Annotated in this window: 25 protein-coding genes; 22 read left to right on the forward strand and 3 right to left on the reverse strand. The window is 32.9% G+C overall.

What is annotated here, in order from left to right:
* Positions 1-183 precede the first annotated feature (183 nt).
* From ACFX4E_RS17240 to ACFX4E_RS17250, 3 genes are all read left to right on the forward strand, one after another.
* Positions 184-1,002, forward strand: coding sequence for a hypothetical protein (locus ACFX4E_RS17240; RefSeq protein ID WP_377258601.1), 819 nt, complete (start codon positions 184-186; stop codon positions 1,000-1,002).
* A gap of 337 nt (positions 1,003-1,339) precedes the next feature.
* Positions 1,340-2,002 carry a hypothetical protein gene (locus tag ACFX4E_RS17245; RefSeq protein WP_377258598.1) on the forward strand — a complete coding sequence of 221 codons (663 nt, stop codon included), beginning with the start codon at positions 1,340-1,342 and terminating at the stop codon, positions 2,000-2,002.
* A 541-nt stretch (positions 2,003-2,543) separates the two neighbouring features.
* On the forward strand, positions 2,544-3,314 hold the full coding sequence (locus tag ACFX4E_RS17250) for a hypothetical protein (RefSeq protein WP_377258595.1): 771 nt from the start codon (positions 2,544-2,546) through the stop codon (positions 3,312-3,314).
* Between the two features lie 86 nt (positions 3,315-3,400).
* On the opposite strand, the gene ACFX4E_RS17255 is transcribed toward ACFX4E_RS17250, so the two are convergent.
* Positions 3,401-3,634, reverse strand: a complete 234-nt coding sequence (locus ACFX4E_RS17255; RefSeq protein ID WP_377258592.1) for a helix-turn-helix domain-containing protein — start codon at positions 3,632-3,634, stop codon at positions 3,401-3,403.
* Between the two features lie 179 nt (positions 3,635-3,813).
* On the opposite strand from ACFX4E_RS17255, the gene ACFX4E_RS17260 reads away from it, so the two are divergent.
* The 6 genes from ACFX4E_RS17260 (at position 3,814) to ACFX4E_RS17285 (ending at position 10,325) form a co-directional block, all read left to right on the forward strand.
* Entirely contained in the window at positions 3,814-4,308 is a 495-nt protein-coding gene (locus tag ACFX4E_RS17260; RefSeq protein WP_377258589.1) for a hypothetical protein, read from the forward strand.
* Between the two features lie 668 nt (positions 4,309-4,976).
* Complete coding sequence (locus ACFX4E_RS17265; protein ID WP_377579807.1) at positions 4,977-5,171, forward strand: DUF5659 domain-containing protein; 195 nt, start codon at positions 4,977-4,979, stop codon at positions 5,169-5,171.
* A gap of 58 nt (positions 5,172-5,229) precedes the next feature.
* Positions 5,230-5,922: a hypothetical protein gene (locus ACFX4E_RS17270; RefSeq protein WP_377258583.1), complete on the forward strand. Its 693-nt coding sequence runs from the start codon at positions 5,230-5,232 to the stop codon at positions 5,920-5,922.
* A 327-nt stretch (positions 5,923-6,249) separates the two neighbouring features.
* Positions 6,250-9,039 carry a hypothetical protein gene (locus tag ACFX4E_RS17275; RefSeq protein ID WP_377258580.1) on the forward strand — a complete coding sequence of 930 codons (2,790 nt, stop codon included), beginning with the start codon at positions 6,250-6,252 and terminating at the stop codon, positions 9,037-9,039.
* A gap of 464 nt (positions 9,040-9,503) precedes the next feature.
* Positions 9,504-9,710 (forward strand): hypothetical protein, encoded by a 207-nt coding sequence (locus ACFX4E_RS17280; RefSeq protein WP_377258577.1) that lies wholly within the window; start codon positions 9,504-9,506, stop codon positions 9,708-9,710.
* Positions 9,711-9,746: 36 nt separating this feature from the next.
* The gene (locus ACFX4E_RS17285) at positions 9,747-10,325 is read left to right on the forward strand and encodes a hypothetical protein (RefSeq protein ID WP_377258574.1); all 579 of its coding nucleotides are present in this window, start codon (positions 9,747-9,749) and stop codon (positions 10,323-10,325) included.
* Between the two features lie 140 nt (positions 10,326-10,465).
* Here the strand turns inward: ACFX4E_RS17285 and ACFX4E_RS17290 are convergent, their stop codons facing one another.
* Positions 10,466-10,627 (reverse strand): hypothetical protein, encoded by a 162-nt coding sequence (locus tag ACFX4E_RS17290; RefSeq protein ID WP_377258571.1) that lies wholly within the window; start codon positions 10,625-10,627, stop codon positions 10,466-10,468.
* Between the two features lie 101 nt (positions 10,628-10,728).
* On the opposite strand from ACFX4E_RS17290, the gene ACFX4E_RS17295 reads away from it, so the two are divergent.
* The 4 genes from ACFX4E_RS17295 to ACFX4E_RS17310 all read left to right on the forward strand — a co-directional run bounded on the left by ACFX4E_RS17295 (position 10,729) and on the right by ACFX4E_RS17310 (position 11,760).
* Positions 10,729-11,055, forward strand: coding sequence for a hypothetical protein (locus ACFX4E_RS17295; protein ID WP_377258568.1), 327 nt, complete (start codon positions 10,729-10,731; stop codon positions 11,053-11,055).
* On the forward strand, positions 11,048-11,287 hold the full coding sequence (locus ACFX4E_RS17300; RefSeq protein ID WP_377258565.1) for a hypothetical protein: 240 nt from the start codon (positions 11,048-11,050) through the stop codon (positions 11,285-11,287). The genes ACFX4E_RS17295 and ACFX4E_RS17300 overlap by 8 nt, the downstream gene beginning before the upstream one ends.
* A gap of 76 nt (positions 11,288-11,363) precedes the next feature.
* Positions 11,364-11,531 carry a hypothetical protein gene (locus ACFX4E_RS17305; RefSeq protein ID WP_377258562.1) on the forward strand — a complete coding sequence of 56 codons (168 nt, stop codon included), beginning with the start codon at positions 11,364-11,366 and terminating at the stop codon, positions 11,529-11,531.
* 28 nt (positions 11,532-11,559) lie between these two features.
* Entirely contained in the window at positions 11,560-11,760 is a 201-nt protein-coding gene (locus tag ACFX4E_RS17310; RefSeq protein WP_377258559.1) for a hypothetical protein, read from the forward strand.
* A gap of 68 nt (positions 11,761-11,828) precedes the next feature.
* Here the strand turns inward: ACFX4E_RS17310 and ACFX4E_RS17315 are convergent, their stop codons facing one another.
* Positions 11,829-12,038 carry a KTSC domain-containing protein gene (locus ACFX4E_RS17315; protein ID WP_377258556.1) on the reverse strand — a complete coding sequence of 70 codons (210 nt, stop codon included), beginning with the start codon at positions 12,036-12,038 and terminating at the stop codon, positions 11,829-11,831.
* Between the two features lie 155 nt (positions 12,039-12,193).
* Here ACFX4E_RS17315 and ACFX4E_RS17320 point away from each other — a divergent pair, with 155 nt between their 5' ends.
* From ACFX4E_RS17320 to ACFX4E_RS17360, 9 genes are all read left to right on the forward strand, one after another.
* Positions 12,194-12,598, forward strand: a complete 405-nt coding sequence (locus ACFX4E_RS17320) for a hypothetical protein (protein WP_377258553.1) — start codon at positions 12,194-12,196, stop codon at positions 12,596-12,598.
* Between the two features lie 137 nt (positions 12,599-12,735).
* Positions 12,736-12,906 carry a hypothetical protein gene (locus ACFX4E_RS17325; RefSeq protein ID WP_377258550.1) on the forward strand — a complete coding sequence of 57 codons (171 nt, stop codon included), beginning with the start codon at positions 12,736-12,738 and terminating at the stop codon, positions 12,904-12,906.
* On the forward strand, positions 12,887-13,204 hold the full coding sequence (locus tag ACFX4E_RS17330) for an HNH endonuclease (protein ID WP_377258546.1): 318 nt from the start codon (positions 12,887-12,889) through the stop codon (positions 13,202-13,204). Before ACFX4E_RS17325 ends, ACFX4E_RS17330 begins: the two co-directional genes overlap by 20 nt.
* 127 nt (positions 13,205-13,331) lie before the next feature.
* Positions 13,332-13,691, forward strand: coding sequence for a hypothetical protein (locus tag ACFX4E_RS17335; protein WP_377258543.1), 360 nt, complete (start codon positions 13,332-13,334; stop codon positions 13,689-13,691).
* Positions 13,688-15,376, forward strand: a complete 1,689-nt coding sequence (locus ACFX4E_RS17340; protein WP_377258540.1) for a terminase large subunit — start codon at positions 13,688-13,690, stop codon at positions 15,374-15,376. The genes ACFX4E_RS17335 and ACFX4E_RS17340 overlap by 4 nt, the downstream gene beginning before the upstream one ends.
* A gap of 17 nt (positions 15,377-15,393) precedes the next feature.
* Positions 15,394-16,668, forward strand: coding sequence for a phage portal protein (locus ACFX4E_RS17345; RefSeq protein ID WP_377258537.1), 1,275 nt, complete (start codon positions 15,394-15,396; stop codon positions 16,666-16,668).
* Positions 16,649-17,230, forward strand: coding sequence for an HK97 family phage prohead protease (locus ACFX4E_RS17350; RefSeq protein ID WP_377258534.1), 582 nt, complete (start codon positions 16,649-16,651; stop codon positions 17,228-17,230). The genes ACFX4E_RS17345 and ACFX4E_RS17350 overlap by 20 nt, the downstream gene beginning before the upstream one ends.
* Positions 17,231-17,248: 18 nt before the next feature.
* Positions 17,249-18,406: a phage major capsid protein gene (locus tag ACFX4E_RS17355; RefSeq protein WP_377258531.1), complete on the forward strand. Its 1,158-nt coding sequence runs from the start codon at positions 17,249-17,251 to the stop codon at positions 18,404-18,406.
* A 31-nt stretch (positions 18,407-18,437) separates the two neighbouring features.
* Positions 18,438-18,731, forward strand: coding sequence for a hypothetical protein (locus tag ACFX4E_RS17360; protein ID WP_377258528.1), 294 nt, complete (start codon positions 18,438-18,440; stop codon positions 18,729-18,731).
* The last annotated feature ends 4 nt before the right edge of the window (positions 18,732-18,735 follow it).

Here is an 18,735-nt window from a genome sequence, read left to right on the forward strand (position 1 = left end):
TTCAACTCAAGTCCACCTGCCTTTTCCTTTTGTAAAATGTATTACGTCCAAAACATTCTGTATGTAGAGGTTTGAATAAGTATGAGGAACTATATTTAATCTTTTTTGTGCATGTGGTAAGTTTAGTTATAAGAGGTGCAATTAACCTTTTTATTAAATGTTTGTATTTGAAATGAGGAATTAATGATGGAAATAGTATTTGCTGATAAAAGTCTAACAAATGAACGAAAAGCAAAAATAAAGAATATTATCGAAAGAGAAGTCAAGAATTTCAACTTGAGGCTCAGTCACTTTGGAAAGCTTATTCTTATCGGAGAACGTGATGAAGAGCTTGAAGTTTTAACAGAACTTGTTAAACAAGACGAAGCAGACTCGATTATAGAGTTAACAAAAAGAAGCCTAGGGATGCGTATAACTGATAAAGAGAATAATTCATCAGTTATCATTAGTAAACCTTGTTGGGAAGGAATAGCATCAGGTGAAAAAGGTTATCAAGATTTTTGCATACACGCCATAAACCATGAGTTTGTGCATGTTCATGATCATACAATTAAGTATTATGATATTTATCCTGAATCAGATGATAACCGCATGGTTTCTGTGGATGACTTAAATTTTATTTTTAGACTTAAGGCAGATGAGATGTGGGGAGAATACCTTGCAGAAAGATTGTCAACTCCTACTGTAACAGATAAGTTTATATGGCATACAGCAAACAACTTGGAATTAAGGTTGGAGAGAATGGAAAGTCTGGATAAAATATTAGTGTCATTTTCTATGCTACTTGGTATTGAGCAAGGGTTAGGAGATAAATGTGAGTTTGAAATAGAAGGTTACGTTAAAGATATAGTTGAAGATGAGCGCTTACTACAAGCTTGGAATTATATGAAGGTTGAATTACCGAGACTGTTCGCTAAATATCCAGATTGGGACAATATAGATGAGTTAGATACATTGAGTGATATGTTGCTAAACACTTGGAAAGACTTTGATTTACTATGATATCTTACTTGCTTAATAGTTTGATAAATATTATATTCTTTCCATTATTCGCTTGCTGCATGGTAGGATATCCTTTTTACAAAATATTTGCAGCAAAGGACAAGAAGAAAGAAGTTGTATGGTGGATGAAAAGCGCATTAGTGTTAATAATATTCTTTATCACACCGATGGCTTTAACTTTCTTCTTTATAATGGAAGATGACGGTAAGGGTATCATTGCAGGACTTGGACTTTGTGTACTATTGGCGAAAATAGGGTTAAATATAACTGAGAAGATGAGCGATTGAATAAGTTTAGAGGTTTATTGAATTATAAATTATAAGGAGGGGCTACTGTAATGAAAGAAAAAGCAAAAGAATTTGGATATGCAATAGTAAAAGGCGGACTAGGCGCAATACCTTTAGCTGGAGGGGCGGTTTCAGAAGTGTTCGGTGTAATATTTTCTGATCCAGCGACAAAAAGGAGAGAAAGAGCTATGTCTGAAATTATAGAAAAGCTTTCTTTATTAGAGGACGAAGGGTATCAAGTTGAAAAATTAATAGAAAATGAGGAGTTTGTTTCTGTGGTCATAAAAGCGTATAACATAGCAATGCAAACTCATGAAGAAGATAAGCGTAAAGCACTCATGAACGCTGTATACAACACACCGAAGTCAAGTGTTCATGAAAGTGAAAAAATAATGTTCTTAAACTACGTCAGTGAATTTACTGAATGGCATTTGAAAATACTTTATTTTTGCAATAACCCTGAAAGATTTTACGAAGAACATGGAAATAGACCGAACTATGAGAACAGTCCCCATATTAGTACATTATTAGTAGATGCTTATCCCGAATTAAAACACAGATTCCCGTTTTATACTCAAGTAGTAAGAGATTTATACAACAGAGGATTATTTAAATATCAAAGTATTGAAACTTATTTCGATAAAATTGACGATGCTTTTAAGCCTATGACTACGGTTTACGGTAATGAATTTGTACTTTTTGTTTTAAAATAGATTTATTGAGTATTTAACTGTAACTAAACTATTAATGAGTAAGTAAGCTTTAGTGTATAGGTAAATAGTTCATTTAATAATTAGATCGTTCAATAAAATGTCACAAATTCCAACAGATATTCTTACCGAGTTCTAGAAATATTACTTATCAACCGTTCATATAAATATTTCCAATTATGATAAAATCAGGTGATTAAATGGAAAGAAAAAAGTTTATTGAATATGTTGATAAGTTAATTTCTCGCTCAGATGCTTGGATGAAAGATGAAAGATGTAGAAAAAAGAGAAGACTGGAACATTGTAATGTATTATGAGGGGGAGACGAAAGCATTTGAAGAAGTTAAACGAATGATTAAGAGAAGAACTGCTTAAAATTTACAGGTATACAGTGAAATAACCACTCCTAAGTTAAAGGGGGGTATTTTTTTTTGCTAATTTCGAATTACATCACCTGAGTATTATTGAAATAAATACTAAAAAAATAGTAAAATAGTATCTAGGAAAAATTGATTACTACATAGAAAACTTATAACAGGTCGTTATGAATTTTAAAAAAGGGGATAGAAAAATGAAAAAGGTTATGTTTGCTATGGCTATGTGTGGAATGTTGGTTGCTTGCTCAAGTACGACAGAGGATATTTCAACTAGTGAAGAAGTAAAGAAAGAAGAATCTAAGCCGCAAGAAGAGAAAAAAGAAACGGCTACTAAAGCAACAGCAGAAGCTCAATCTGAAGAAACTAAAGCAGATGAGACTAAGAAAGAAGAAACTGAAAAAGCAACTACCGAATCTAATAAAGAAGATGTGGCAACCAAAGAAGAAACAGAGGCTAAAGTTAAGGAATTAGAAGCTAAATTGAAAGCTCAAGAGGAAGAAGCTAAAGCAAAACAAGAGGCTCTTGAAAAAGAACAGGCTGAAAAAGCTGAGGCAGATAAGAAAGCAAGAGAGGAAGAAGCAGAGCGAATTAAACAAGAAGCGCAAGCTAAAATAGATGCAGCGAATAAGAAAGCTGAAGAAGAAAGTGCAAAAATTGAAGAAGAGCAACAAGCTCAAGAAGAGGCATCAAGCTCCAACGCAGCAGAAATGAGTAAAGCAGAATTTGATAAGATTCAAAACGGAATGACAGTGGAACAAGTAGCACAGATTGTTGGTAGTGAAGGAGAAGTTAATTCTGAAACAGGTGCTCAAGGCGATCAATATTACACTGTAATGTATTCGTGGATGGGTGAAGGAGATTTAGGAGCGAATGCTCTTGTAATGTTCCAAGGTAGTCCAGCTAAAGTGATTCAAAAATCACAGTTTGGCTTACAATAAAGGATAAGTGAAGGCTTACAAAAAGAGAACTTGACCAACAGTTACATCTATAAATAGTAAAATAACCACTCCTAAATCGGGAGTGGTTATTTTTTGTTTGGTATGTACTCAACAACATCCTCTAAACTACAGTCAAGTGTTTCACAAATCTGATCAAGTACTTTTACAGAAATTAACTTCACTGGTTTCCCTTGATTTGCTAGCTCTTCATAATTGCACATATTCCATATGGCTTCATAGCGAATTCCAGCTAATTTAGCAAATTGGTTTAGGGACATATTTTCCTTTGCTAACATTTCTTTTAACTTAAATTTAATCACCACTTAATCACCTCTTTTTCATTATACACCAAGTTATCTGAGTTAGATATAACCAAATGTTGTTATGTAGAGGATTAAAACTAAAAAAACTTTTGAAAAAGAGTTGACTTGGAATAAATTAGCTAGTAATATAAGGATAAGTTATCTGAGATGCGGATAACAAAATTAGGAAGAGGTGTTTGGAAATGCTGAAAACTTATAATGTAGTTGTAGAAGTAAAGGCTGAACACGTAAACACAATATTCGCTGCAAACATGGAGCAAGCATGGGAGAAAGCTACAACTAACACTAACAGCTTTACAACACGTTTCAATACTGATATCGAATTTATGACAGTCACAGGTGAGAAAATGAGCTTTAGATGGTGTGATAACGATTTTGAAATTGAGGAAATCTATAATGAATTTGAGAATGAGTATAAGGTTTGTGGAAATATGAATCTAGTGATGATGCAGGATATCCAAGCAGTATCATACGAAAAGGTAGAAGATTATGCACAAGAGACATTCAATGAGGGCTTCTTGTCATTAGGTGATGTAACAGTAGTAAATCATGATTTCAAAGATGTAAAATTATCAATTGCAAACTATGAAATTGAAGTTGGAAGCATTGAGCGAGTTTATGGAGAGGGAGAAGAAAATGTCGAAAATTTTCAGAAAGTTGTTTACAAATAAAAACGCAAATAGTACAATTATAGAATGGGTTATTTATCCAGTCTCTCGCTAAAGTTTCCGGGTAATGAGTAAGTGAATCGTCGCCAAACTTTCCTCTTACGTACCAATCTAATTGTACTCTCATGTTTAGTATGAAGTTTTACAGCAACGCCACATTGCTGTCTTTAAAGCTATACATTATTCGTCAAAGCATTGTCTCATTCAAACAGGATAACAAGAATGAAGCCTTATTTTCCTATAAAAGACTCGCTTAGTGATTTTTATTATATAGGAGTTGCAAATGCAAGTCAACACCTAATATCCTGTTTGAGTCTAATTTTCTAATTGATTTATTAAGAAAAAACAATTAACTACTATTCTAGGTAGTTTACTATTCAAAACTCAAATAGGGGGAAATAACGATGAAATCGAACGCATGGGAATATATAGCCATATTTAACGAGATGGCTGACATTTATAAGAATCTTGGAGCTAATGATAATTATATTGAAACTCTAGATAATTACGAGTCTTTATTATCAGATAGTCTAAAACATAAGTCTGCGTAAAAGGTTGATTTTATCTAGAAAATTAAAGGGGGTGATTTTATGTAATATCTTTTTGTTTTATAAACGTTCTTTGAAAATTGAATAAGTAAATCAATTACAAAAATGGAGAGGGTGATTCAAATGATTATTAATGCAGAATTTGAGAAGGATTATGTAGTCTTCAGTCAACGAATGGCAGGTTACCTCATGATGAATGGGTGTAAGCTGCTAAAAGTCAAAGAGCATAACAATAGTACAAATAGGTTTGTTTACTTCTTTCCTAACAACACTTATGTACTATCCACAGTCAATACATACTTAAAAATGAAGAAATAAAAAATAAACAATTAATACATACGCGAAATTAAACTATAAATAAGCGGAGGATAACATAATGGCAAAGCAGATTAGCAGGATTCAAATTGCAACAGAAATTGTAAGGGATACGGATTTAAAACCATTAGATTTCGTTTTATACGCTAGGTTGGTTAGTCATCACACTTATACCAAAGAAAAGGAAATGAAAATTGATCATTCTAAGCTTAAAAGTATCTTGAGGATTAAGGATAATGACACATTGAAGAAATCCTACAACAAACTTTATGAGAAGGGGTACATGTTAAATAAATTAGATAAGCTTCCACGAAAAGCTTCAACTTTAATGACTATTAATGAAAAGTACATACCAAAGAATCAAAATGTAAAATGGTTTACGCAGTTTGCGAGTGATGTAGTACACCCCAACATAATTGATGCAATTGGATATACAGGTATTCGAATGTTGTACGTCTATCAATCGCATATTAATTACACAAATTTAAGTAGACATTACTCATTTGCAAGTGAAGAAACAATTGCTAAAGAATCTGGAGTTACTAAAAACACAGTTATAAAGCACAACGACATGCTTAAAAAACATAGGTTCATCAAAATCGAGAAACACAAACTTGAAGAGACGGGTGAATGGGAGGTTAAAAAAGGTAACGTAAATGAAAGTCTGAAATTTACCAAGTACAATAATCATGTATATTTATCCGAGGAAAAAGTGTGTTTATACATAAAAAGGAAGGTAACAGCGCTAGCTTGAGAAAACCTATTAGATCAGCATTTCTAACTAAGTCCAATTCATCGGAGATGATTGTCAAAATGTCGGAGATAATAAACCAATTCATCGGAGATAAAAATCAAACTATCGGGGATAATTTACACCCTATATAGATTAACTATTAGATACATAATTAGATACATAACTAGATACATAATTCAGATACAGTATTTGAAAAATGATAAATCAAAGAACGGATTTATCATTTTTTAATTTAATTTTTTCTTACATATTCGAGTGTTATTCAGTTTTACATATTAAGCGTTCATTAAAACTAAATCCAATTAATCTAAAGGACGGTAATTAATTATGACAAACTTAACAAATGTAGCGAAAATGGAAAAAGGTAATGCAGTATATTTCAAATCAGTTGAAGCAGCAGATTTATTCTCTCATATGAATAGAGGTCATGGAATCACAAATGAATATTTAGGAATGTTACCATATAGCTTAGAGAGTATCCAACTTGAACGAGAAGGAATGAAAGTTAAGAAGTCTAAAGAAGCTAAATGGACTAGTGATGATTTGATTAATGTTAAGTTTAACAAGAAGGTTCGCGATGCAGATGAACTATTAATTAATCTTAATGAAAATATCAACAATGTAAGTGAAGCAATTAAGAATGAAACTGATAAGAAGAAGTTAGAAAAGCTAAATGATAAATTAGCAGAAATGAACGAACGTAAAGAACATATCCAATCAAATAAGGATAATGCAGAATGGAAAGAAATTAAGAGTGAGGACCTTCGATACAAATTGTATGAAGAAGGGTTCACTATTTACAAGTACAATAAGAAAACTAAGAAGACTAAACCAATTCATTTTGAAGTGTACAAGAGAAGTGCTTCGAAGTCTCGCACAGGTCAATGTCTTTTTGTGAATAAGAAGTTGAAAGCTAAAATGCAAAATTGGTCACGTATGGGATTAAAGTTTGCCCTAACTAAAAAGCATGATTTAGCTTCACTTTTAGCCTATGAATCTCTTGTGACAAGTAGTTTAGAAGGTATGGTAACAATCAATACTGAAAATATGCTAATCATTGATGATGTTGATTCTAAATTCCCTGAATTATGTTCAGTGGTACGTAAGAATGAACAAACTGGACTATTAGACAGTTTTCCAGAAACAGTAGAAGTAAGCAATAGTTTATTTGATGGTGAATCATTATTAGATGCAGAGTTTTTCCCTGAAGGTAAATCAATGTTATTACTTCGTCAACATATGTTTAAGAGTGCAGCATTTAACACTAACATTCAAAAATTCTTCACTGATCAACATAAAGCTATGACTAATCCTAAGAATGAGAACTATGATTCATCTATTCCAGTGAATTATGATGAGTGGGAAGTGAAAGACCTATTTGGCAATCCTGTCTTACTATCAAACGTAAAATTCATTTATACGCCTAGTTCGCTGAAAGCTCTAAAATTCAGTTATGTTAAAGGTAGTAAAGCTGACATGTATGATTATTGGAGAAGGTTAGTAGATGCAGAAGGATCAAAGTTTGGTGTGTGTAAAGCAGAAAAAAGTTCAAAATTTGAACGTGGTGAAAATGGTGAAATTCTTCATCAGACATCTTATCAACATTTGAACAGTTTACCTTTAAGTCAGAAAAAAGTTGATGAATTAGTTGAAAATGAACAAGGTTATATCATGAATTTAAAGAATGATGATGCTACATTTATCAAACATATTCAAGATAAAGCAAATAACTTGAACAGTAATGAAATGCTTTCTGCTATTTACAATGTAAATGAAGCAATTGTTAATACAGAAGAGTTTAAGAAATTCAGACGTGAAGAAATCAACAAACAAAAGAAACATGTACAGAAAGGTAAGGTTTTGGTAAATGCAGATTACTTGACACTTTTAGGGAATCCAGTCGAATATTTATACCATGCCCTATCTAAGTTTGATATTGATGAACCAAAGTCATTAGAATTACACGACAATGAAATCTACACTACATTATTTCCAACTGGTAAAGAATATGTAGGATTTCGTAACCCGCACACTGCTCCATCAAATGTGTTTGTAGGAAAGTCAGTACATAATGAAGCAATTAAGAATTATTTCAATCTCAGTGACAATATCATCTGTGTAAATGCTATCGATCACAATATCCAAAATAAACTTTCTGGATGTGATTATGATAGTGATACTCTAGTCCTAGTTGACTTTGATGATGAAATTTTAGAGATTGCTAAACGACTAAATAAAGATTATCCAGTATGTGTAAATAAAATTGATTCAGACCTAACCTTCTACAAATTAGATAAAGCTAATGCTTCAATGGCAAAGGTAGATAACACATTATCTGTCAGTCAGAAAGTGATTGGGCAAATTGTGAACAAGGGACAATTGTACATGAGTTTATACTGGGACAAAAAGAATAATGATGCTTCTGAAGAAACGTTAGAGGAATTGTTGAAAGGTGTGAACATCCTTACAGTACTGTCGGGGATCGCTATAGATATGTCCAAGCGCATGTACGACTTAGACCTGCCAACTGAAATTGATGTAATGGATAAGAAGTTAGAATTAAAACTTGACCCAAAAGATGACAAACGTAAGAAACCTTTATTCTGGAAAGTCAATGGAAGCAAAGACAAGAAAAAGAAGAAAGCAGATAAGAAAGAGAAAACGAACGATAAGAATGATGGTAAGAAGAAACCTAATAAGTTTGTTAAGTATGATACTACTATGGATTATCTGTTTGAAGCTCTTGAAGGTCTTAAATATGCTGATTCAAAGGATAAAATTAGGTTTAATGATTTGCTTGCTAAAGTGAAAAAGTCGGACGGAGACAGACACCAAAGAGCAGCTATCTTAGAAGAGGTTGAGGAAATGTCTAAGTACATTATGTCAATCAATTCAGATGAAAGTAATCTTAATGATAGTGAAAAAGATGAATATCAGTTAAATGTAATGGGCAACTCTAAGTACAAGATTGAAAAGAAGGATATTAAAATCGAAACAATGGTATCTACGATTGAATATGCACTTGATCCTAATAACAAATATGTAAGTCCATTACGATTATTGAAAGTGTTATATGAAACTCATACTGAGGTATTCTTAGAAGCATTTAAAAAATAGTCAAAAATGGAAAGAAACTTACACAGGAATGAAAAAATATCGCCTATAAACCTTGCGTTTATAGGTTTTTTGTGTTAGTGGATGATTGTCTAAAGGAGAGAGTAGGACAGTGTCTTGCATGCATGCGTTTAGACCGTTGAAATCATAGCAGAAACAATTTAGTGTTTTGTGGGAAAGTAGACACCTACAGACCTCCATTTTTATTTTTGTTAAAAAAAGTTCATAAAACCCCTGATTTTTAATTTCTATACTCAGTATAAGACATTGCTTATAGGAAGTCAACTGTTTTTAAATTTTTTTCAATTTCCTTTATTAAAAGTCTAGGGATACTTATCGCGTCAGCTAGGTACTCTTAGAATAACTTTTCTTACAATTTTTATTGATTACTAATAAATAAATTAATAATGAATGAAGCTTGTAATTTAAAACTAAGCTTACATTAAATTTCAAAGGAGCAAATGACAATGGAAAAAAACAAGAAACATCATAAAAACAATATGTTCTGGTATTGCTACTCTATGGACATGTTTGATTATCTACATGATGAAAAGAAAATCTCTTACATTACAAAAGCTAAACATCATAAGACAAATATGCCTTTTGTATTGTTTTTCAGAGATGAAGTAGCACAAGCATTAAGTGAATTAAAAGCTTCACAAAAAGTAATTTAATAAAAAACTAAATTTTAAAAAGGTAGGTACTTAAAAATGAAAATTATTGAAAATGGTAAAGAAATTATCTTAACTCCAATCCCTGAACTGTTGAATTGTAGCCAGGAAGTTTACAAGAATTATTTCTGTGATACAGAGGGCGGTAGAATCTGGTCAGTACATAGTGGACGTTTCCTTGTGAGCAATCCGAACCACAAAGGATACTGTTATATATCGTGTAAAGTAGGTGGAAAAGGCAGGTCATATGGACTCCATGTGCTAGTGTACTCATCTTATTCAGGTATGAAGCAATCTGATTGGAGAGCTATGGGATTAGAAATAAACCACATTCAAGAGAACAGCAAACACATCAACGCAATCTCCAACTTAGAATTAATCACCCACAAACAACAATTTCAAGACAAACACGACCCATATATTAGAGCTAAAATGGGAACAAGTAGACGCTTAAACGTCGAAAATGCACGTTATATTTTACAAGCATGGATTGATTATGAGGGAGAGAAGCGTAGCGTATTTGTTTGGGAAATGGTTGAGAGGTTTGGTGTAGGTTATCAATCTATTATTGATTTGTTAGAAGGTAGAAGTTATAAAAACCTTGGAGAGATAGTTTAAATTAATACATAAGTACATAGATGAATGTTGCTACCGCTCATTCTGAGTAAATTATAAAATACATAATACATACATACATACATATTGATTTAAAGTTAGAACAGAGTTGCAATATTGCTTCCCTGTTCTATAATTCATACTTATTTTTCTTTCCTTACACCTTTAAAAGGTTTATTATCACTTTTTACATCCATAATTCGTCCAGTGTCGGCATTACGCTTTGCCCAATTTCCGCTCTTTGTTTGAAACTGAGAACGTCCTTTAACAGCACCGTCACGATGTCCACCTGAATTTCCTGCCATAACTTTCACCACCTTTATAACTATTAAATTACAATATTCTACAATTTAAAAAGGAAATCCTTCCTAAAATGTAGAATGTTGTTGGAGAGGAGGTGATTAGTTTGGATAAGAAGGAAATTTTTATTGAGACACTTAAATTTATTAAGCAAAACCCACATACTCAATTTGCTGAAATCAAGCGTAATATCGAGTCTATTCTAAAAGCTAGAGGTATAATTGGCGAAAAAAGAGAACATATTGGAGGAGGTATTCTTACAAGGAATATTAGAACACCTGATGAAACAGCTCTTAAAATAAATGAGGTGTTTTATGATTTGCTTTATAAAGAAAGAATCTTAACGCCAGGTATTAATGATGATAATTTGAACTTACCTTTTGTTCATGTTTCGGATATGGATCGCTTAGAGGAGCTACTGAAAAATGATTAATAAAACTCGCTCAGCCTATTTGGTTGAGTTATACAATGCTATAGTAGATGAAGAGGGTATTTTTACAGGTGTTGATATTCAAGCTTATTGTTTCTGTCAAACAGAGGATGAAGCAAGGGAAGCTTGTGAGATACTTACTAGAGATTTACCACAAAGTTGTACTTATACTGTAAAAGGCGAAAATTTTAAGTACCCGTTTTACAATTACCAAAAAATACCTTACTTTAATTAATAAAGCAATAAAAAGCATTCGTTAATTCGAATGCTTTTTTATTATATTTAAATTCAGAAAGGGTGAGTAATGGGTAGTGAATCAAATTTTATTTCGGCAATTATTAGATGGTGAAATCGAATATGAAGACATAGCAGAAGGCAGAGATATGGAAATGACAGACGAACAGAAACACGAGATGAGACTATGGTTAGTAGGGATTTATGGTTTTTCATATGAGATAGCCAAAGGATATATTATATGAAATTAATGAAATGGAGTATTGTTTAATTATGAGTAAATTTAATGAAGCTACTGAAGTCACTGATGAGATAACAGAACGTGTTAATAAATTATTTGAAGCAGTATATGAAAAGGCAACAGTAGAAGAAAAGAATGATATGTTACTGGAACTACTTGAATTTAGTTATCAAAGGAATCGTGAATTAAAAGAAGAAATAAAATATCTGCGTGAAAGAGTATATGGAATTTAATTTACTACATATGTGATTTAAAAGGTCCAAGATTAAAGTTAAGTTAAACAATTAATCTTGGATTTAGTTTACCTTACCTTTCTATAACTATAGAAATCTTTAATATGTGCAGCGTGGTACTCACCATGAGAAGGTGCATTCATTAGCTCGAAATGCACATGTGAAGGTACATTATAGTATTCATATATTTCGTTTTTAAACTGGATTGTCAGGATTTTGGTACTAGAATCATAACCTACTGCAACTAAGTTAGAAGAACTTACTGGAGTTAATGCCATTGTTTCACCTCCTTTATATCTAATAAATTACAATATTCAACAAATATAGAGGATATCCTTCCTGATATGTAAAATTTAGTAGATAAATGGTAGAATTACAAAAGTGATATTTTACAAAAACGCGAAGCTTATATCAGTATTAGGAGATGTTTGACATGGAAGTAAGTAAAATGGGATTAAAGATACTTAAACACTTAAAAGAAAAAAGTGATAATGATAGGGTTGAAATTTCTGATAATAAATATGGATATATTGCAATTCTTCCATATATGGAAATAAAAGAGTTATTTCCTGGATGCGCATATTCAAAAGTGACGTTTGAATTGTTAAGTCTGATAGATCAAAAACTGATTTGCACAAACCTAGAAAAACCTTTTGAATTCCCAAGCCCTCAGAAGTTAGATAGCTCTATAACTAAATTTGGGATAACAGGAAGGGGTCGTGCGTGTTTAGAACAAAGAGCATTTACACTACTATCCAAGTATGTGCCATTTATAATTTCTATCCTTTCTATTCTGCTATCAATAGTTACTTTATTTCTCAAATTATTCGAAAAATAAAGTAACTAAAAACTCTAGATAATGTTCTAATAACAATGTAAGAGTCAGCCTTATGGTTGGCTTTTTATTATATCTACAATGTTCCAAATGAAATATGTGCTAAATAATTTATAAAACGAAAAAGGAGTAGATAAGTCATGACACAAGAAGAGTACAATAGCTTAGATCCAACAGTTCAAGCAACAGTAGATAGAATACAGTCATGGGTTACGATGGGTATGATTGGTCAAGAAGAAGCTGATGGATACATTCAAGATATATTAGATACAGTTAATGGAGTAGAATCTGATGGCAAAGGAATGGGCTAAATCTTTTTACAATTCAAGTGCTTGGAAGAAATGCAGAAAGTCTTATATTGTATCAGTTTTTAATTTGTGCGAGAGGTGTGGTGATATAGGAAAGATACTACATCATAGAGAGTATTTGACATCTGAGAATATTAACAATCCAGAGATATCATTGAATCACGATTTATTAGAATATTTGTGCCAAGAATGTCACAACAGAGAACATCATGAACAACGTGGTGTAGTTCATGATGGATTAGCGTTTGATGAGAATGGTGAGTTGATTAAAGTTAAAGAAGTGAAACCGTGGTGGGAATGACTATGCCCCCCTAATGAAAAGTAAAATAACGAATAGGCTAGAGACCGATGGTGAGCCTTAACGTAATACGCAGGTAATTTCCATATAACCCCACCCCCCTAATTTTTGAAGAAAGGAGCGCACAATAATGGCGAGTAATGAATTATCACCAAAAGAAGCAATGATTAAGAAGGAAGTAGCAAGATTGAACAAAATCTTCAAAGAGCTTGATAAGAATAGGAAATCAAGTGTAGATGGATTGATTCAAGAAGCAGCATTTATGAGAGCAACCCTTCACGACTTAAAACAAGACATTAATGAAAATGGTGTACTTGATAATATGCAACAAGGCGAGTACTCAATCTTACGTGAATCACCTGCATTGAAATCTTATAACTCAACCATTCAACGATACACCACTGTTATGAAAGAATTGTTTGCTATGCTTCCTAAACAAGAAATCAAGAAGGAAGACGATGGTTTTGATAACTTTGTGCAGAACAAATGAAGAAGTATCCATTAGCTTATAATCCAATCATTGAGTATTGGAACAAAATAGACAGTGGTGAGGAAATTGTATCACATAAAGTAAGACGTGTTTACAAAATGCTTGTTGAAAGTATGAACGATGATATGTGTGAGTGGGAATATAGAAGCTCTAAAGCAAATCATGCAATTGAGTTTATTGAAAACTTCTGTAAACACTCAAAAGGTAAACTAGGCGGTAAACCATTCATCTTAGAATTATGGCAAAAGGCAATGACTGCTGCTGTATTCGGATGCATACATAAAATTGATGATGTTCGTTGGTGGCAAGAATTTATTTTACTTGTTGCTCGTAAAAATGGTAAATCAGCTTGGGCTAGTGCTGTAGGACTCTATATGTTAATTGCAGATGGAGAAGCAGGAGCAGAAGTTGTTAGTGCTGCAACTAAAAAAGATCAAGCTAAAATTGTTTGGCAAGAATCTAAGCGTATGGTTAGTAAATCACCAGCATTAAAGAAGCGTATTAGAACATTAGTAAGTGAATTAATTTCAGATGCTACGGATTCAACATTTAAACCTTTATCAAGTGATTCAAATACACTCGATGGACTTAATATTCATTGTTCTCTTATTGATGAATTACATGCCATTGAAGATAAGAACCTTTATGACGTAATTGTGGATGGTATGTCAGCTCGTGAACAACCTTTATCAATTATCACATCCACAATGGGAACAGTTCGTGAAAATATCTTTGATATTAAGTATGAAGAAATCGAATTAATTCTCAATGATTACGATGATGTAGATGCAGAGCGTTCTCGTGTGCTTCCTATTGTTTATGAATTAGATAAGCGTGATGAATGGTTAAGTGACGATTACTCAGTATTCAAGAAAGCAAATCCTGGGCTTGGAACAATCAAAAAGACTGACCAATTAATATCTAAAGTTAAGAAAGCAAAGAAGAATCCTATATTGGTAAAGAACTTGTTAACTAAAGACTTTAATATTCGTGAAACATCTACTGAAGCATGGTTAACATATGAACAACTTTACAATGATAAGAAATTTGATATTGGTGAAATGAAACCTCGTTATGGAATTGGAGGTACAGATTTATCAGAGACAACCGATCTAACATCAGCATCGGTTATTTTTATGCTTCCTGATGATAATAAAGTTTATGTTGAGCAAATGTACTGGCTTCCAGAGGAATTACTAGAACAACGTGCCAAAGAAGATAAAATTCCTTATGACTCTTGGCGTAACATGGAATTATTACGTACCACTCCTGGGCGAGAAGTTCACCCTAAATTTGTAACGCAATGGTTCTTGGAAATACAAGAGGAATATGACATTTATCTAACTTGGGTTGGCTATGATAGATGGTCTGCTAAATATTGGGTTGAGGAAATGAAAGATAACTTTGGTGAACCTGCAATGTTACCTATTGCTCAAGGTAAACAAACATTATCACAACCTATGAAATCACTTGGAGCAGAATTAGAATCTAAAAACATCATATATCAAAACAATCCTATAACTAGATGGTGTTTAAGTAATACTGCAATTGACATTGATAAGAACTTATCGATTCAACCTAATAAAACAAAGAATCAACGTAGACGTATCGATGGAACAGCAGCATTATTGAATGCTTATGTAGTGTTACAAGAAAAGAAAAATGAATACATGAACATGATTTAGAAAAAGGAGGTGAGAATTTGGGATTATTCGGCTGGATGTTTGGCAATAAACAACCTGACACAAAAACATTACAACGATTTGAAATGATTAGTGATCAAAGTAATGGGTTCTTTGCATGGGGAGGTGACTTGTACGCTTCAGATATTGTTCGTTCTTGTATTCGTCCTAAAGCAAGAGCAATAGGGAAGTTGATTGCTAAACATATTCGAGATAGTGCAACTGACTTTAAAGAAAATCCAAATGTAGCTATTCGTTTTCTATTAGAAGAACCAAATCCACTAATGACAGGTCAAATGCTTCAAGAAAAAATGGCAACGCAACTAGAACTTAATCATAATGCATTTGCGTACATGAAGCGTGACCCATATACCAATGTGCCATATGAAATTTACCATTTAAATTGTGTTTCTGTTGAAGCTTTAGAAGGTCGTGAAGGTGACTTATTCTTAAAGTTTTATTTTGCTAATGGTAAATCTAAAACAATTCCATATGCAGACGTTATCCATCTAAGAAAGGACTTTCATTCTAGTGATTTGTTTGGTGAATCACCTGTAAACGCATTAGCACCGTTAATGGAAATTGTAAACACAACAGATCAAGGTATTGTTCAAGCAATTAAGAATAGTGCAGTAATCAAATGGATTCTAAAGTTCACAGCAAACATTAGACCAGAAGATATGAAGAAACAAGTAGATGATTTTACTAATAGTTATCTTAATATCGAAAATACTGGTGGTGCTGCTGGTGTAGATAGTAAATTTGATGCTATTCAAGTTAAAGCAGATAACTTTGTACCAAATGCAGAGCAAATGGACAGAACTATTCAACGGATTTATTCATTCTTCAACATTAATGAAAAGATTATTCAATCTAAGTACAACGAAGATGAATGGAATGCTTTTTATGAGTCTGAAATTGAACCTATCGCAAGACAATTAAGTGAAGAGTTTACACGTAAAATATTCTCTAGAACTGAAAGGGGATATGGAAACAAAATTATCTTTGAAGCTTCTTCATTACAGTATGCTTCTATGCAAACTAAACTTGCTCTTGTTCAAATGGTTGACAGACAGGCACTTGTTCCTAATGAATGGCGTAGAATACTCAACCTTGCACCAATTGAAGGTGGAGACTTACCACTACGTAGATTAGATACTGCTTTAGTTGACGATGGAAACACTACATCAAATGAATCATCGAAAGGTGGTGAAAATGTTGACAAAGGAGATGAGACAAAACAAACAGATGAACAATCAACAGAAGGAAAAGCAGTTGGAGAACAGACAGATTGATGTAACAAGCCTTGAAGTTCGTGCAACTGGTAATGATGATTACATTTTAGAAGGTTACATAAACAAATTTAATAATCGTTCATATTATCTTGGTGCTTTTTATGAGGAAGTACAGAAAGGTGCATTTGACCGAACATTAGCAGATGGACATAACATTTATGCATTAAAAAATCATGATGATGAGCTTAGATTAGGCTCTACACACTCAGGATCACTTCAATTGTTTGCCGATGACGTGGGATTACGGTTTAGTTTAAAAATTAATCCTGAAATCTCATATGCTAAAGACGTTTACCACCTTGTAAAAGATGGACTATTAGAAAACTGTTCATTCGGTTTCTATTGCATTCAAGATGAAATTGTTAGGTTATCAGATGGAACAGATTTACGATATCTCAAAGAGATTGAGTTAGTCGAAGTTACATTAACAAATAAACCTGCATATGAATCTAGTCAAGTTGCATGTAGAAGTTACGATGAATTCAAAGCAAAAGAATTAAAAAATAAGCAAGACGAATTAAAACGGAAAAAGTTATTACTAAAACTAAAATATTTCAATTAAAGGGAGTTAACTAAAATTATGAAAACATTAAAAGAAATCGAAGTTCGTTCAGCAGAAATTCAAGCATTATTAGAAGGTGAAACAGACGTTGATGTAGACGCATTAGAAACTGAAATGCGTGAATTAGCACAAGACAAAGCGAAGCATGAAAAACGTGCTCGACTATTAAAGGAAGCTGGTGAATTAAACGTGAAAGAAGAAGTTCGTACAATTGAATCATTTAACACACAAGAACATCAAGAAACTCGTGAGCAAGCAGATGTAGAAAAACGTGCAAAAGACCTTAAAGAAGACCGTGCTATTACAGTTGCAAGTGGAGATTTAGTATTACCTAAACACACTTCATCTTCTATCAATGGTACATTCAATCAAATCTCAACTTTACTTGATCGTGTAAAACTTACACCGATGACTGGTGGAGAATCATTCCAACAACCATATGAAGTTTCTCATGGTGAAGGTGGATACACTGATGAGCAAGGGAACTATGTAGAAGTTGAAGTAGAAACTGATTATGCAACAATCGGTAAAACTAAAATTACTGCTTACAGTGAAGTAACAGAAGAAGTACAAAAATTACCTGCTGCAAACTATGAAGGATTAGTTATTAATGGTGTAGGTAAAGCATTACGTCAAACAATTACAAAAGAAATTCTAGTTGGTAATGGTGCTGTTGGACATTTAACAGGTATCTTCTCTAACCAAGCTAAAGCTATTGACCCTGCTACTGACCTAGCAATCTCTGCAATTACTGCTGAGACTTTAGATGAAATTATCTTCTCTTATGGTAACAAAGAGGATGTTGAAGCTGTTGCAACATTGATTCTTTCTAAAGCAGACTTAAAAGCATTCGCTATGTTACGTGATGGTCAAGATAAGAAAGTCTATGAAGTTAAATCTCAAGGTAACACTGGTACAATCGATGGCGTTCCTTACATCATCAACTCTGTATGTGCTCCTGTTTCTGTTGCTAGTACTCCTGCTGGTGCTTATGCTATGGCTTACGGTGTTCTACAAAACTATGAGCTTGTAACATTCTCTGGAACTGATATTCAACGTTCTAATGACTTCAAATTCAAACAAGGTATGATTGCTCACCGTGGTTCTGTATTTGTTGGCGGTAACGTAGTAGCTCACAACGGTTTCTTACGTGTGAAGAAAGCTCCAACAGCTTAATAGTTAATAAATTATAAAGGACTGGTAATTAATGATTTATAAATCGACTGTATTGAAAGCTTTTAAAGACAAAGATACAGGTCGTCACTATGGAATTGGTGGCTTTTTCAGTTCTGAAGATGCTGAGAGAGTCGCCTATTTAGGTGATTTAGGTTTTGTCAGTAAGGAAGTAAAAGAAATTAAACCTGAACCTGTTGAAGTTAAGCAAAAAGAAACAGCAGATAAACCACCATTTAAACATGTTGGTGGTGGCTGGTACGAACTAGCTAATGGTGAAAGAGTTAAAGGTAAACAAAAAGCATTAGAAGCCATTGAGAGTAGGTGATTAG

This window comes from Priestia sp. YIM B13491 (assembly GCF_042787605.1).
GTDB lineage: Bacteria > Bacillota > Bacilli > Bacillales > Bacillaceae_H > Priestia > Priestia megaterium_E.